Here is a 15,601-nt window from a genome sequence, read left to right on the forward strand (position 1 = left end):
GCATGGCCCATGGCGCATAGCTCATAGCACTTGGCAATTGGAACTTGGAACTTGGAATTGAGAAAAAAATCTGAAGGACTGCAAGCCTTGGGCCGAGAATTAGCCATAAGCGGAGGTTAAGCGATGGCGGCGGAGCGTTGGTTAATCCCCGGATCAGGGCGGTGCCGCTTTCTAGATGCTTACATTTAACACATAGCTCACCATATCAAAAGGCTCACAAGCTTCTGTATCAGAGACTTGTGAACCTTTTATTATTGGGCTGCCGGCTGCGGGGGGATGGCCGGCTTTCCCTGATTATCGTTATAGGTTGCCCTGCAGGCCGGATATTTCGTGCAGCCCCAAAACGCGCCGTTGATGCCTTTTCTCAGTTTTAAAGCTCCCTTGCGGCACTTGGGACAAACATATTCCGGCTGCTGGGGCTTGCCATTCATATCATTATAGGCCGCTCTGCATTCCGGATAGCCGGAGCAGCCCCAGAACTTGCCGTTTTTGCCGTTTCGCAGCTGGAGCACTCCTTTACCGCACTGGGGACAAGGATACTCTCCTTTCAGGGGAATACTTGCCTGCTTCGCCTTAGCGCACAAATCGACGGTAAAATCGACCTGCTGTCTAAGAAAAGCTTCCAGGCTCTCACTGCCGTCAACCATACGGTGCAGAATGTCTTCCCACAGAGCTGTAAAATCCGGATAAGTCATTTCATCCGGCAGAGCGTCAATTAATAAATATGCCCAATCGGTCGGCACAAGATATTTCTTCTTCTTTTCCTCTTTTAAAAAGCCTCTCTGAATCAGTTCCTTGATAATCGTCGCCCGGGTCGCTTCCGTGCCAATACCGGACACATCCTTCAACTGCTTTTTAAGTTCCGGATTTTTTACATATTTATGAATCTCTTTCATCGCGGCCAGCAGGGTGGACGCCGTGAACCGGGTTGGCGGCCTGGTCGCCTTTTTGTCAGCCGAAACGCGAGTACAGTCTGCTTCATCACCCTGTTCCATCGCCGGCAGCGTTCCGCTGTCTTCCTCTTTTTTCTCGTCGTCTTCCATGCCGTACACGGTCTTCCAGCCGGATTCGATGATGATTCGCCCGCTGGCCGCAAAAATCTCCCCGGCGTGTTCTACTTCCACCTTCGTCTGATTATAGACATGCACCGGATAAAATTGGGCAATATAGGCCTGAGCAATCAAACAGTAAACCTTTTTTTCCACCTCCTGCAAGGCGGAAAAATTGCATTTTCCCGTTGTAGGAATGATGGCATGATGGGCGGTAATCTTCTTATCATTCCAGGCCCGGCTTTTGATTTTAGGATCGGCTCCCTTTGACCACTCTGCCAGCTGAGGCTGGCTGCTGCCGGACAAATTCTCCAGAATTGCGGTACCGTCATCATGCTGTGACTCCGGCAGAAAATCGCAATCCGACCGGGGATAGGTAGTCAGCTTTTTCTCATACAGCTTTTGCGCCGTATCCAAAATCGTCTGGGGATCATAGCCGAATTTTTTTCCGGCCATGACCTGCAGTACGGACAATGACAGCGGCAGCCGCTGGGTTTCTTTCTTCTCCGTTGTTACACAAAGGGTGATCTTCGCCTTTTCCTTCGTTGTCTCAATTTTCTCCAGCAAAGACTGAGCAACCGCCTGATCCACCAGACGCCCTTCGTTGTCCCGGCCCGGCTGCTCCGCCTGCGGTTTCCAGTGGGCGGTAAACAAACCGTTCTCATGCTGAAAATCGGCTTTAAGCGTGAAATAATCAAGCGGAACAAAATTTTCCAGTTCCCGCTCCCGCCGCACCACCAAAGCCAAAGTCGGCGTCTTCACCCGCCCTACGGGAAGCGTCGTCCGGTGGCCGGCCCTCTGGGCGGCCAAAGTATACGCCCGGGACAAGTTCATACCAATCAGCCAGTCGGCTCTGGCTCGGGCAAGGGCCGACTGCTGCAGCGGATAAAAGTCCTGATTATCCCGCAGATTGGCAATGGCCTGCTTGATGCTTTTTTCATCCAGGGCGTTTAGCAGAATGCGGCGAACCGGCTTTTCATTGTGGACATATTCTAAAATTTCATCAATCAATAACTGTCCTTCCCGGTCCGGGTCGCCGGCATGAACAATCTCCGCCGCCTCGCCTATCAGCTTTTGAATAATGCTAAATTGTTTTTTACAGGAATCGGCTACCAGAAGCTTCCACGTTTCCGGAATAATCGGCAAGTCTTCCATGCGCCATTTTTCATATTTCTCATCATATTCACGAGGCTCGGCCTGCCGGAGAACATGACCGAATCCCCAGGTAATTACGTCGCCGCCGGCCACAATATATCCGTCTTTACGGCTTACCGTTCCAGGCAGGCACTTGGCAATTTCAGCCGCCATGCTGGGTTTTTCAGCAATATACAGTCGCACGTTCGCACTCCTTAAAAAAATTAAAATTCCAGTATAGCCACTCAATACTCAATCGTAGCTTGATCGATAAACTTCACACCCGGGACTTGCCGCAAATCGGCTAACAGCTGAAACATTGCCTTGTCTTTTTGTTTGGCTTCTATCATCACATCAAAATCGGCGCCAAATGGCTTAGCCTTATGTAAAAAAGCAACAAATTCTTCCGCATGAATATAGTCCGCATGGCTGCGGAAACTGCCGGCACTTTTGGAACTTGAGACATGAATTTTAGGCATCATATCCCGCCAAGTAGCAAAAATCTCCGGCAACATTTCTTCAAGAGTTTCCCCTGTATTATAACAGGAATGATGATGCACATCCAGCACCATCGGCCTGCCAAGCTGTCGGCAAAGTCCAAGGACATCGGCGGCCGAATAGGATTTATCATCGTTTTCCAGCATTAAACGATTTTGCATTTCCGGGGACAATCCACTGAAACTTTCTTTGAATCTTTCCAAAGCCAGCTCTTTGTTTTGATATACTCCGCCGACATGGATCACCAGTTTCGCCTCAGCCCCTAACCCCATGGCATCAAATATTCCGGCGTGATATGCCAAATCGCCTTTTGCTGCCTCAACCACTTTAGGCTCAGGACTATTCAGCACCGTAAAATGGTCGGGATGAGAGCTGACCCGCATGCCATGCTCACGGACGAACTCACCGATCTCCGCCAATTCTGTTTGAAATTCTTCCCGGTAATTCCAGCCGCTGACACTGGGATGGGTAGCCAGAGGAATCAGCTTCGAAGTAAACCGGAATACATGAATATCATGAGCCGCATTATAACGAAGAACCCTCATCTGAGTGGTTAAATTTTCACGAACAATGCGGCGTAAACGAGTAAGCCGGTCTTGCTGTTCCGATATTTTACTAAGGCCAGCTACCGTCATCGTCTTGTTCGGTGAACCCTGAAGTATGTTAAGAGCCATGGCGACATAGCCAAAGCGAATCATCATTGTTGACACCACCCTGTTTGCCAAAAACGTTTCGGTTCAAATCGTTCTTTTATTGTAAGTGTCGTCAATTTACGCTACAATAACAGTATTAGATCATCTGGGAAAGGTTGTGATTCCTCTGACTGATGAAAATATCCGGAAATTTTACCAAGCTCTGGGTTTTGAAGAAACCGAGCAAGAGGATGGCTCTGCCGAACTGTTCTTCGTATTCAGCGAAGCGGGAAATTATGCCCTGATTACGGATGAAGCCGGAAACATGCCGGAAAACTTACAGCAGACGATTATTTTTGCCTGCTATACACCGGACAACGCCTTCTTATGGAGCACCGGCTTTAAAAATTCCCTGCAGTTCCAGGAGGTCTGGTCTTCCGGTCAAACCTTGACGGAAAAACACGATGCAGTATTAAAACATCGGGACAGCAGCGGTTATTATAACCCATCAGTTTGAGACAACAAAGGGACAGCAGCAATCATGACTGTGAAACACAGTCATGATTGTTTTACTTCCGCCGGTTTTAACTGCCTGATTTGATTCCATACCAGGATTCCGGTAAGAATAGCCGCACCTAAATCGGCAAGGGGAGATGCCAGCCAGATCCCCGTCACACCCCAAAAGCGGGGCAGAATCAATACCAGCGGAATTAATAAAATGACTTGCCGGGACATACTTAACAGCAATGAATGATACGGCTTGCCGATAGCCTGAAACAGCACGGAGCCCACGATCTGAAACCCAACCACCGGCAGCATGCATAGCGATAGTCTCAGTCCCTTGGCCCCAATAACAATCAGTTCCGGCTCATTATTAAACAGCCGCACGATATACGTGTCAAAAAGTTCAACAAGGAGAAAGCCGGATACCGAGATCACCGTGGCAGCCATCATTCCCTTGTTCAGCGTTTCAATGACCCGGCTGTAATTTCTTGCTCCATAATTATAACCAATAATAGGCTGAACCCCCTGGTTAATGCCGAAAATCGGCATTAACATCAGCAAGGATATCCGGTTGACAATTCCCATAGCCGCAACCGCCAGCTGTCCGCCGTAAATCTGCAGAGAAAAATTCAGTAACCCGGTTACCACACTGGCGGCAAGCTGCATGCAAAAAACCGAAGAACCCATAGCCAGAATTTTAGGAATAATGAGTTTACTTAATCTTATATTGCATAGCCGCAGCTTGAGAAAACTATTTTCCCCCCGAAAATGCCGCAGCACCAACAGCGCGGACACAGCCTGGGAAATCACCGTTGCCAGCGCCGAGCCTTTAATTCCCAGCCCCAGAATAAAAATAAACAGCGGGTTTAACAGTGTATTAAGCACAGCCGAAATAATCATCGTCTGCATGGCAATTCGGGGATGTCCCTCGGCTCGTATGACATTATTCAGTCCGAAACCCAGGAACATAAAAATGTTCCCCAGCAAAATAACATGGGTAAAATCCCGGGCGTAAGGCAGGACCGCCGCTTCGGCGCCCAGATTAGCCAGAATCGGCTCTAAAAACAACTCAAATCCCGTGGTCAGCACAAGGGACGAAACCATCCCCAGCAGCAAGGCAGTCCCCAGAATCTTCTCCGCTTCCTGAATTTTATGCTCCCCCATGCGAATTGAAATGAGAGTCGTTGCCCCAACGCCTATCAGCATGCTGAAAGCCATTAAAATAATCATAACCGGAAAGGCGACGGTCACGGCGGCCAGTCCGATGGCGCCGACGCCGTGACCGACGAAGATACTGTCCACGATATTATACAGTCCGTTAACCATCATGCCGGTAATTGCCGGTAAGGAAAAATCCCAAAGCAGCCGGCCTATCTTTTTTTCGCCCATCTCATGCGGATTATGCAAAATGATTCTCCTATCTCACGCTATGATTCTCCTTATTAGATTGGCTGATTCGGCTGACAGCTATACAAAACCCTACTGACAATACTTGCAAATGACCGCTTTTATGGCGCCGTAATCAACTTCTTCCGGCAGCGCCTCCTTTAGCGGCTTTAATTTTGCCGCCCCCAGCTCCCTGATCTTGGCAAGGATCAGTTTTTCATACTGCTGGGGGATCAGCGGCGACCAATCAATGGCCAACCCTTCCTGATGGCAGCGCAGCAAATGTTCTTGGATCGTCAACGGCTTCAGCTTGCGCTGAGCGGCAATTTCCGCTAACGATCGGCCTTCCTGATACAGGCGGTAAGTAACCAGATGGCTGGGAGTTTTCTCTTCCGGCGGGACTGATGACGCGGCTGCGGCCGGTGAAGCAGACAGCTGAACCTGATGAGCGGCCGCATACTGTCGAATCACCGTCAGAAAGGCAGCGCCATAACGCTCCAGCTTCATTTCACCGACACCCCTGACGAGCCGCAATGCCTGCTCGTCTGCCGGATAACACTGGCTCATCTCTTTTAGGGTGCTGTCGGCAAACACCATATAAGGCGGTACCTTGTCCCGGTCGGCAATCTCCTTGCGCAGCACCCGCAGCAGTTCAAATAAAGAATTGTCGGCGGCTGACTGCTGGGGCCGTTTCGCTACCTTCTGCCATACCCTGGCATTGCCTTTCAGCACCGTGATTCCCGTTCCCGTCATTTTGACGACCGGATATTCACTGTCCGTAAGGCGCAGATAATCAGTGGCAACCAGCCGGTTGATCAAATCTTTGATTTCCTGCAGGGAATAACTATTTAACCGGCCATAGTCTGGCAGCAAATCAAATTTCTGCTGCAGCACCTTCTTGTTCTTTGATCCCTTCAGCACCTCGGCAATCAAAGAAATGCCGAAGCGCTGATTCATCTGCAAGACACAGGAAAATACCTGCCGGGCCGCCTGGGTAATATCGGTGACTTCCCCGTCATCCTTGCAGTTGCCGCAGTTGCCGCATTGGTCGTAGGCGGTTTTTTCGCCAAAATAATTCAGTATATAGCAGCGCAGACAATTGGGTGTATGGCAGTAATCCACCATGGCCTGAAGTTTATTAAACTCGTTGGCCTTTCGTTCACTGTCCTGCACGGTTTGCTCAATAAAAAATTTCTGCAGCATCACATCCTGGGAGCCAAACAGCAAAATGCATTCACTGGGTTCCCCATCCCGTCCGGCCCTGCCGGCCTCCTGATAATAAGACTCCATGTTTTTCGGCATATTGTGGTGAATGACATAACGGACATCAGATTTATCAATCCCCATACCAAAAGCATTGGTAGCCACCATAATCGCCACGTCGTCCCGGATAAAAGCTTCCTGGCTTTGCCGCCGCTCATTTTCGCCTAGTCCGGCATGATATTTTCCTACAGCGTAGCCTCTTTTTTGCAGCAGAGTGTAAAGCTGATCCACCTCTTTGCGGGTAGCGGCATAAATTATGCCTGAACGGTTTTTATTGGCGGCGGCGAACTTCAAAATAAATTCCTGTTTATTCTCGCCGCGAATCACGGTAAAGGACAAGTTTGGCCGGTCCAGGCCGGTAAAATAGGCTGCCGGCCGGTCCAATGTCAAGAGTTCAATAATATCCTGCTTGACATTTTCCGTCGCCGTGGCCGTAAAAGCGCCAATGACCGGCCGGTTTGGCAAACTGGCGATAAACGGGGCAATGGCGCGATAGCTGGGACGAAAATCATGACCCCACTGAGAGACGCAATGAGCTTCATCAATGGCCAGCAGCGATATTTTCAAGCTTTGAACCGCCGTTTGAAAATTACCGGATCCAAGCCGCTCCGGTGCGATATACAGCAGTTTATAGCGGTTATTCCGGGCGTGATAAATCCGTTCATTCACTTCCGCCGCCGTAAGGGAACTGTTAATAAACGCTGCCGGAATTCCCAGACTGCGAAGGGAATCCACCTGATCCTTCATCAGTGAAATCAGCGGTGAAATCACCAGTGTCACTCCCGGCAGCAGCAAAGCCGGTATTTGAAAACACAGCGACTTGCCGGCGCCGGTAGGCATAACGGCCACCGTATCCCTGCCCCCTAGCAGGCTATTGATAATTTCGGCTTGTCCGGGACGAAAATCCCGATAACCATAATATTTTTGTAATATCTCCCTGGCCTTTTGCAGCATTCTATACTCCCCCAAGCGATATTGATCCCTCTGTTCTTTACCGGTCAAATACCTGACGAAGTTGCTCACAAACAAATTCCTGCGCCTGCTTCGCTTCTTCCAGCAGCCCGGTCATATTAATGAAACCATGCATCACTCCGTCATAATGCCGATGGCAGACAGCAACTCCCGCCGCCCGAAGGCGCCGAACATACAATTCGTCCTCAGCCCGCAGCGGATCATTTTCAGCGGTAATCATGCAAACTGACGGCAGTCCGGACAGGTCGGGAGCCAGGACCGGCGATGCCAGCGGATTGACCGCATCGCTGCTGTCTTTTAAATAACAGTCATTAAACCATTTCAGCGTTCCCGGATCAATGACGCAATCCCCGTTAGCTTCCACTTTGCCTGCCGGATCGGAAGCCAGATCCAGTCCCGGATAAATCAGCATTTGATACAGCAGGGAAAGTTCGCCCCGTTCCCTGGCCAGCAGGCATATCGCCGCGCTTAAATTACCGCCGGAACTTTCTCCGCCAACAGCCAGCCTGCCGGATTGGATATGCAGTGCCCCGGCATGATCCTGTACCCATTTCGCCACTTCATAGCATTCTTCTACCGGTTCCGGAAACTTATGCTCCGGTGCCAGGCCATAATCTACCGAAAACACCATACAGTTTACATCATGGGTTATCTTTTTGCAAAACCCGTCATAATGCTCCACACTGCCGACAACAAACCCGCCGCCGTGCAAAAAAATAAAAGCGGGATACGGTCCTTCTCCCGCCGGACTGTAAATACGAACCGGCGTATCCCGGCCTGCCGTTTTCACAGTACAATTCCGGACCGATCCTATAGGAATATCCACTTTTTTTATCGTAGCCGCCAATTGATAAAAAGTCTGTCGCGCCTTTTCTACCCCCATAAGCTGAAACAGCGGCATACTGATTTTAAACCGCCGGTTATGCTTCAAACTTGTTGTCATCTTCCCGCCTCCAGTCAGCCAAAAACTAAGTTCTTACAAACTTCCCCACGTTTCTCCGATATCCTGCCATATCCTTTTGGCAAAAATAAAACCGGTCCCCTTTTAAATAAGGCAGGCCGGTTTCTCCGATTTAACAGTCGTAGTATTTAAACAACGCCTGGGTGCCGCTGTTTTCCTCCCCCTGAGCGGCCAGCTGGCGATAAAGCTTCATCGCCAGATCCAATGCCGGAGTTTTCAATCCCATTTCCTGAGCTGCCTCAATGGCAATTCCCATATCCTTAATGAAATGCTTAATATAGAATCCCGGTTCAAAGTTTCCGGCCAGCATCCGGGGCGCCAGATTGCTCAGGGACCAGCTGCCGGCAGCGCCGGTTTCAATCGTTTTCAGCACATTGGCAGGATCAAGACCGGATTTCTTGGCATAGGCGATGGCTTCGCACACGCCCATCATATTGCCGGCAATAGCAATTTGATTCGACATTTTAGTATGCTGCCCGGCACCGGCATCTCCCTGCAGAACGATATTCTGCCCCATCAGCTGCAAAATAGGCAGTACAGCCGCAAAATCGGTCTGATCGCCCCCCACCATAATGGCCAGCTTGCCTTCCCTGGCGCCGACATCACCGCCGGAAACCGGAGCGTCAAGGGCATGGAGTTTTTTCCCTGTTGCAGCCTGATAAATCTTCACCGCCAGCTTGGGCGATGAAGTCGTCATATCCAGAAGATAGCTGTCCTCCCGGGCATTGTCCAAAACTCCGTTCTTGCCAAAATAGATTTCCTCCACATCCCGGGGATAGCCCACCATGCTGATAATCACATTGGCCCTGGCAGCCAAATCCGCTACCTTTTCCGCCCACTCAGCCCCCTGGCTGAGCAGACTTTCCGCCTTGGCTTTCGTCCGGTTGTAAACAACTACTTTATACCCGGCCTTCAGCAAATGCTCGGCCATACTTTTGCCCATGACACCGATACCGATAAATCCTATGACCGTGTTTTCCGTTGTTATTTTCAATTTATTCCCCCGCTTTCTATTTGTCTAATTTGCCTTTAGGCGGAACATTTTATAATCCGTTTGATAAGATCCATTTTTAATTTCGTCTGCTTTTCAAATGTTCCCTGATGGGCCTCCGCGTCTTTTCCCAATTCATAGCACGTGGAATTATTCACGCCTACCAGCAGCCCCGGCAAACCGATTTTCTTAAAATCCTGATAATGTTTGTCAATAAATTCCTCGCAGCAAGTGCCAAAAAAAATACGTTTTCCGGCTGCCTTCATCGCCCGCAGAGCATCCTCCAGCATTTCATAGTTCTGAATTGTCAGCGGCTGCAGCCGGTTCTGTTCGGCCAGCCGGTATCCGTCCCCCACATCACAACGGCCGCAGCAGCCGCAGCCCTCGATAAAGCGAAACTTGCAATCCGGCTGTTTGGCACAATAGGGCAGTAAAAAAGTAAGCGGCCTTGTTTGCAAAAGCTCCGGTAAGGTGTTTGGCTTCAGCCCGCCCACGCAATACAGATCACTGACCTCCTGAGGGCTGGCGCCAATACCAGTAAACTTTTTTTTGCTCAAAGCTTCTCTGATCGTATCCCTGAAATTTTCCACAGTAAAACCTGTAATACGAACAAAAGCTAACTCAGCGGCGACAACCGGATCAACCGATTCTTCATTGGCCGGTAAACCGGCCAATTTTTTTGTCAGTCGGGTGACGGCGGAACCGGGATACAGGTAAAAATCGCCGGTTATCCGGGCAGACTCAATACGCTGCCCGGTATCATCCAAAACCAGCGCGGCCGTCAGCTCTCTGCCTTGGCACCGCAAGCGGGAACATAGCCTGTACTTGCTACTATCCCGGTCGCAAACCGGATTTTCCCCGCACCAGTCGAACGGAGACAAATATGCCGGTTCTTCTCTCTGCCTGCACCGGTAAAAGGAAACGCCAAACCTCTTGGTTACAGCCTCCGCCAGAACTTGTCTGACCTGGTGAGCCGAAACGATTCCTTTATACTCCCGTGCCAGGGATGTATGTCTGGTTTTGAAGGCTTCTTCTGCCTTCTGCGTTAGTTTTTCCGTCGGAATCCGCAGCACCCGCAGCAAAACACCCGCATCCAGTTCCAGGGGAATATACCCTTCCCACAGCATACTGCCGGCAGTCTCCAAGCAGTGAATGCGACAAAGCAGCCTGCCGGCAAGCCGTATTTCACCCGGCTCATGATAGCTTGCAGCAAGTCCCAGTTTCCGGAGTCCTTCTGCTGCGGCATCGCCGGCCATACGGGTAAGTTCTTCAGACGGATAGGCCGGTAAATCATTTTTTGCCGCTATGATTTCCCAGGCCAGTGTATTCCGGTCCACATAAGCAACGCCGCCGCCAGTGAGCCGGCGTACTACCTGAATACCCTGCTCCCGGCAATAATTGCCTCTTACTTCTCGCTCCACGTCCTGATATTGTCCCACTAAAACATAACTGGAATCGAAACGGAAGAAACGCAGTGAGCCCCCAGTATGTTCTAGCGCCGAAGTATTCAGTATCGTCTTTGCCAAAGCGCTGTTCTCAGCCGCCGAGCGGCAGCCGCTATTGATTAACCGCCAATCCACCTGCAATAACCCCTTTCACCGCGACATCCAGCTTTTACTAGCATATATATTCCTGCTTCCTGCCAAGCAAGCGAAAAAGTCTCCCTTTTATAGTCCGGAATAGCCTAGCGACCGGGATATTTCCCGGGTGCTGTCCAACAGCGGGCCGGCGACCTCGTTTTCAATATACTCCCGGGAGAAGCGGGAAGCCAAACCGGAAACACTGATTGCTGCCACAACCTGCCCGGCGTTGTCATATATCGGCGCTCCCACACAGCGGCCGTCAATTTCACTTTCACATTCATCCAGAGCATAGCCGCATTTACGGACATGAGCCATTTCCCGGACAAACTCATCCGGAGTAAGCAATGTCTGCTCCGTCCTTTTCTCCATATCCTGACCGGCAAGAATCTCCCGGATTTTACTATCTTTATGCTGAATCAAAAGCGCTTTCCCCAGCGCCGTACAGTGCACCGAATTCGTAGTACCCAGTTTGGCCGCCAGCCGCAGAGCATGCGGGCTTTCCACCGTATCTACATAAAGTACCCGGTTTTTCTCCAAAATCGCCAGATGCACCGTTTCCCTGGTAACTTGATTGAGAGCCGTCAAATATTTTCGGGCCAAATGCTTAATCTCAAAATTTTGTTCGGCTCGCTGGCTCATCATCAGCAATTGGAGCCCAAGACGATAATTCCCATTACTGTCACAGCGAACGTAATCTCTATTTTCCAAATTATTAAGCAGCCGGTAAACAGTGGATTTCGGTAAGCCGGTTATGTTCGTAATCGTTTTCAAACTGATCGGCGCAACGCTATTCCCGATTACCTCCAAAATATCAAAAGTTCTCTGCAGGGACTGCACTGCCAAGCTTTGAGTCAACTGAATCATCCTCCACTAACTATCCCTTTATTGATAACTTCTGTCGAGCGATTCAAATATCCTTTCGAGTCTGCAAATATTCTTCCAGCTGCTTCTTGGTAGGGTAGCCCTCCACATCTCCCCGGACTTTTACGGCCAGAGACCCTATCGCATTTCCCCGGATAACCGCTTCCTTGAGTGATATATTCTCTAATAAACCGGAAAGAACGCCAACGGCAAACCCGTCGCCCGCCCCGACAGTATCCACTACCCGTTTGACCGGAAAACCTTTCTCATAGCCCCTGGCGCTGTTCCCATTATCGCCGGCACAAGAATAATGCGCTCCCCGCGAACCGTCCTTCATAACGACGTATTGTACACCCAGCTTATGAAAAATATCGGCAACAGACTCAAACGCTGTGGTTCCCGCCATAATTTCCGCTTCGATACTGCCCGGCAATATTAAATCGGACAGAGCCGCTATTTGCATCAGTGTTTCTCTGGCCTGTTCCCTTGTCCATAACTGCAATCGTATATTAGGATCAAAGGACACCATCAGCCCCTTCCGCTTGGCCAGTTTGATCGCCTGCAAAACCGTTTCCAGGCAGTTGGGGCTTAAGGCCGGAAAAATTCCCGTGATGTGCAGCAGCTTTGCCTGAAAAAAATAATTTTCATTCAGGATATCCGGCTTAATATGACTGGCGGCCGATCCTTTCCGGTAATAGTATACTTTGGGATCGCCGATTTCATTTAATTCTTTCACCAACAAACCTGTTGGATACTCGGCGGAGAAGGCCACCTGGCTCGTATCCACGCCTTCGCCTCTGATCGTGTTGCGGATGTAAGTACCAAAAGGATCGTCACCCAGAGCGCTGATCCAGCCCGCTTCATGCCCCAATCGGGCCAGCCCGATGGCTACATTGGAATCGGCTCCGGCAATTTTGCGGGTATAGCTGGTCACAAACTGCAGCGAATCGCTCTGATCCGCTACCATCATCACCATACTTTCACCAATCGTTATTACTTCCGGCATATAGCTCCCACCTCTCACACTGACTTTGCCAGCATTACATCGCCTATTCTTACCCGGCTTATGCGAACTGCGCCTCCTATCCCAAATAGAAGACGCAGCCTTTTCCCCTTGCTAGAGCTTATCGTGCCAGCCAGCCGCCGTCCACCGCCAGCGTATAGCCGTTTACATAGTCGGAAGCCTGAGAGGCAAGAAAGACTACCGGGCCGCCCAAATCTTCCGGTGTTCCCCAGCGTCCGGCCGGTATTCTTTCCAAAATTTCCGCGCTGCGGACAGCATCGGCTCTGAGGGGCGCGGTATTGTCGGTTGCCATATAGCCGGGCGCAATGCCGTTTACATTGATATTGTACTTCGCCCATTCATTGGCCAGTAACCGGGTAACTCCCATAACGCCGCTCTTGCTGGCCGTATAGGAAGGCACTCGTATGCCACCCTGAAAGGATAACATAGAAGCGATATTAATTATTTTACCGCCCTTGCCTTGTTTGATAAATTGCCTGGCAGCTGCCTGACTGAAGAAAAAGACGGTCTTAATATTGATGTTCATGACATCATCCCAGTCTTTTTCCGAAAACTCAACAGCGTCCTGCCGCCGGATGATTCCGGCGTTATTCACCAATATGTCAACATGACCGAATTCAGCAACTGTCCGGCTAACGATTCCCTGAATCGGTTCAATGCTCAACAAATCAGCTTCAATTCCCAAAAACCTGCGTCCGGTTTCCAGTACCTTATTTTTCGTTTCTGCTGACGTTCTTCTCCCGACGCCCACGATATCGGCGCCGGCTGTCGCCAGAGCGACTGCCATTCCCTGTCCGAGACCGGCAGTCGCCCCGGTCACAATTGCCACTTTCCCCGTTAAGTCAAACATCGCGTTCTCCCCCGTCTTTTTAAATCGTTATTTAAAATGATCCCTATTATTTTAAATCCTGCATAGCCACCTGATCCATATCGTCAAAGGTCTGATTTTCCCCCGCCATACCCCAAATAAAGGTATAGTTATGCGTTCCGCCGCCGGCATGAATCGACCAACTGGGAGAAATAACCGCTTCTTCATTCCGCATCACAATATGCCGGGTCTCCTCCGGTTCCCCCATATAGTGGAAAACAACGGCATCTTTGGGGACATTAAAATATAAATAAACTTCCATGCGGCGATCATGAGTATGACAAGGCATGGTATTCCACATATTTCCCGGCTCCAGTACCGTCATGCCCATAACCAACTGGCAGCTTTCCACTTTGCCGGGAACAATATATTGATAGATATTCCGTTCATTAGATTCGGTAATGGAGCCCAGATGTCGCGGCGTAATCCGGCTGCGTTCAATCTTCACCGTCAAATAGGAAGCGTGAGCCGGTGAACTATTAAAATAAAATTTTGCCGGTGCAGCGGCGTTACTGCTGGAAAATAGAATTTCTTTCGCTCCCATGCCCACGTATAATCCGTCGGTAGGGTTAAGAGCATACGCCCTGCCGTCTACCATAACTGTACCGGCGCCGCCGATATTGATAATACCCAGTTCTCTGCGCTCCAGAAAGTAATCCACTCCCATTCCCTGTTCCACTTCCAGAGCCAGCGGTTTCACCGGACAGGCACTGCCGGTAATCATCCGGTCTACATGACTGTATACCAGTTTCACTTCATCGGGAGCAAACAGTCCCTGAATCAGAAACCTTTCTCTCAGTTCCTCTGTCGTATACCGCTTTACGTCCTGCGGATGAACCGTATGTCTGACTTCCATGAAAATCCCCCCTTTTTTGAAATAAAATACTAGAAATAAAATTAAAATCCTTCCCCCTGCCACCGTTCCCGTTACGATAATTCACCATGCGGCACTAAATTCCAAAAATTTGTTTTCGCATATCCCGCTCATTCTTTCCTGCCCCGGAACCCCTTTTCCTGGCTGCCGCAAGCGCACTCCTGCCATAATCTGAGACAAAAGTCCCATTGGCATAGTTTGCAAATTCGGTTATAATAAATATAAAGAATTCAGCAATTAGAAATGATTGGCAAACTTATCGAAAGATAAGGACGCAAAGCCTTGGGTCTACGGAGTTTTTACTCTATGATTGCCAGGTTGCCGCGCTAACAGTGTGTTTGCAACCGGACAATCTCGTCCGGTTTTTGTTTTCCCGGTTTATTTCCCGGCAGATTGAAAAAAAGCACCAAGTAAATATGGGGCAAACTTATTGAAAGATAGGGACGCAAAGCCATGGGTCTACGGAGTTTTTACTCTATGATTGCCAGGTTGCCGCGCTAACAACAGTGTGTTTGCAACCGGACAATCGTCCGGCTTTTCGTTTTTCCGGTTTATTCCCCCGGCAGAATGAGCAAAAGGAGTTGTTGGTGATGAAAAAAATATATGAGTTAACATTATTAGTGGTTATGGCTGCTCTACTCTTCGCGTTTACCGGTTCAGCCGCAGCAAGTCCGGCAAACGCCAATGCAGTCGATAAAGTCAGCATTGATGTTTGCGGTGATGGACTTGTCCATGCTATTATTGATAAAACAAACCTGGCGGCACAGTCAAATCACAAAGATATTGTATTCTCAAGCCATAAGGCTATTATGAATGAGGTTTCCGCCGCTGCAATAAGTCCGGTTCTTAATACCAACGGGATTGTCCGGGCACAGAGTGTAACGTCTATGGACGGTATCACCTTCTTGGGTTCTAATTCCGTTGCCGCTGAAAATCCACAACCTTAATAAGAGTAAAATAAAAACAGGGGACACAGTACAAACTGCGTTCCCTGTTTTTTA

At 49.7% G+C, this 15,601-nt stretch carries 13 protein-coding genes and 2 riboswitches; of the genes, 2 read left to right on the forward strand and 11 right to left on the reverse strand.

The genetic code is table 11. From position 1 onward, the window contains the following. Positions 1–251: 251 nt before the first annotated feature. On the reverse strand, positions 252–2,387 hold the full coding sequence (locus tag ABFC84_09960; protein ID MEN6413061.1) for a DNA topoisomerase 3: 2,136 nt from the start codon (positions 2,385–2,387) through the stop codon (positions 252–254). Between the two features lie 41 nt (positions 2,388–2,428). Continuing rightward, complete coding sequence (uvsE, locus tag ABFC84_09965; protein MEN6413062.1) at positions 2,429–3,382, reverse strand: UV DNA damage repair endonuclease UvsE; 954 nt, start codon at positions 3,380–3,382, stop codon at positions 2,429–2,431. A 58-nt stretch (positions 3,383–3,440) separates the two neighbouring features. On the opposite strand from uvsE, the gene ABFC84_09970 reads away from it, so the two are divergent. After that, entirely contained in the window at positions 3,441–3,830 is a 390-nt protein-coding gene (locus ABFC84_09970) for a hypothetical protein (protein ID MEN6413063.1), read from the forward strand. 41 nt (positions 3,831–3,871) lie between these two features. Here ABFC84_09970 and ABFC84_09975 read toward each other — a convergent pair whose 3' ends face one another. The 9 genes from ABFC84_09975 to kduI form a co-directional block, all read right to left on the reverse strand. Next, positions 3,872–5,224, reverse strand: coding sequence for an MATE family efflux transporter (locus ABFC84_09975; GenBank protein MEN6413064.1), 1,353 nt, complete (start codon positions 5,222–5,224; stop codon positions 3,872–3,874). Positions 5,225–5,296: 72 nt separating this feature from the next. Further along, positions 5,297–7,468 (reverse strand): DNA helicase RecQ, encoded by a 2,172-nt coding sequence (gene recQ, locus ABFC84_09980; protein MEN6413065.1) that lies wholly within the window; start codon positions 7,466–7,468, stop codon positions 5,297–5,299. Further along, a complete protein-coding gene (locus tag ABFC84_09985; GenBank protein ID MEN6413066.1) occupies positions 7,458–8,381 on the reverse strand; it encodes an alpha/beta hydrolase in 924 nt (307 codons plus the stop codon). The genes recQ and ABFC84_09985 overlap by 11 nt, the downstream gene beginning before the upstream one ends. Before the next feature lie 130 nt (positions 8,382–8,511). Beyond that, positions 8,512–9,393, reverse strand: coding sequence for an NAD(P)-dependent oxidoreductase (locus ABFC84_09990; GenBank protein MEN6413067.1), 882 nt, complete (start codon positions 9,391–9,393; stop codon positions 8,512–8,514). A gap of 35 nt (positions 9,394–9,428) precedes the next feature. Further along, complete coding sequence (locus ABFC84_09995) at positions 9,429–10,970, reverse strand: DUF116 domain-containing protein (GenBank protein ID MEN6413068.1); 1,542 nt, start codon at positions 10,968–10,970, stop codon at positions 9,429–9,431. A gap of 87 nt (positions 10,971–11,057) precedes the next feature. Continuing rightward, entirely contained in the window at positions 11,058–11,837 is a 780-nt protein-coding gene (locus ABFC84_10000; GenBank protein ID MEN6413069.1) for an IclR family transcriptional regulator, read from the reverse strand. A 43-nt stretch (positions 11,838–11,880) separates the two neighbouring features. Then, positions 11,881–12,840 (reverse strand): sugar kinase, encoded by a 960-nt coding sequence (locus ABFC84_10005; GenBank protein MEN6413070.1) that lies wholly within the window; start codon positions 12,838–12,840, stop codon positions 11,881–11,883. Between the two features lie 118 nt (positions 12,841–12,958). Continuing rightward, entirely contained in the window at positions 12,959–13,708 is a 750-nt protein-coding gene (kduD, locus tag ABFC84_10010; protein ID MEN6413071.1) for a 2-dehydro-3-deoxy-D-gluconate 5-dehydrogenase KduD, read from the reverse strand. A 46-nt stretch (positions 13,709–13,754) separates the two neighbouring features. Next, complete coding sequence (gene kduI, locus ABFC84_10015; GenBank protein MEN6413072.1) at positions 13,755–14,582, reverse strand: 5-dehydro-4-deoxy-D-glucuronate isomerase; 828 nt, start codon at positions 14,580–14,582, stop codon at positions 13,755–13,757. A 257-nt stretch (positions 14,583–14,839) separates the two neighbouring features. Next, positions 14,840–14,926: riboswitch (cyclic di-GMP riboswitch) on the forward strand. Between the two features lie 84 nt (positions 14,927–15,010). Beyond that, positions 15,011–15,097: riboswitch (cyclic di-GMP riboswitch) on the forward strand. 93 nt (positions 15,098–15,190) lie between these two features. Between kduI and ABFC84_10020 the strand changes: the two genes are divergently transcribed. Further along, complete coding sequence (locus ABFC84_10020) at positions 15,191–15,547, forward strand: hypothetical protein (GenBank protein MEN6413073.1); 357 nt, start codon at positions 15,191–15,193, stop codon at positions 15,545–15,547. Positions 15,548–15,601 lie beyond the last annotated feature (54 nt).

Source organism: Veillonellales bacterium (genome assembly GCA_039680175.1).
Taxonomy (GTDB): domain Bacteria; phylum Bacillota; class Negativicutes; order JAAYSF01; family JAAYSF01; genus JBDKTO01.

Bases quoted from the DNA above. Each gene is read 5' to 3' on its own strand.
- kduI (MEN6413072.1), bottom strand. From the start codon at position 14,582: ATGGAAGTCAGACATACGGTTCATCCGCAGGACGTAAAGCGGTATACG.
- uvsE (MEN6413062.1), bottom strand. From the start codon at position 3,382: ATGATGATTCGCTTTGGCTATGTCGCCATGGCTCTTAACATACTTCAG.
- ABFC84_10020 (MEN6413073.1), top strand. From the start codon at position 15,191: ATGAAAAAAATATATGAGTTAACATTATTAGTGGTTATGGCTGCTCTA.
- kduD (MEN6413071.1), bottom strand. From the start codon at position 13,708: ATGTTTGACTTAACGGGGAAAGTGGCAATTGTGACCGGGGCGACTGCC.
- ABFC84_10005 (MEN6413070.1), bottom strand. From the start codon at position 12,840: ATGCCGGAAGTAATAACGATTGGTGAAAGTATGGTGATGATGGTAGCG.
- ABFC84_09985 (MEN6413066.1), bottom strand. From the start codon at position 8,381: ATGACAACAAGTTTGAAGCATAACCGGCGGTTTAAAATCAGTATGCCG.
- ABFC84_10000 (MEN6413069.1), bottom strand. From the start codon at position 11,837: ATGATTCAGTTGACTCAAAGCTTGGCAGTGCAGTCCCTGCAGAGAACT.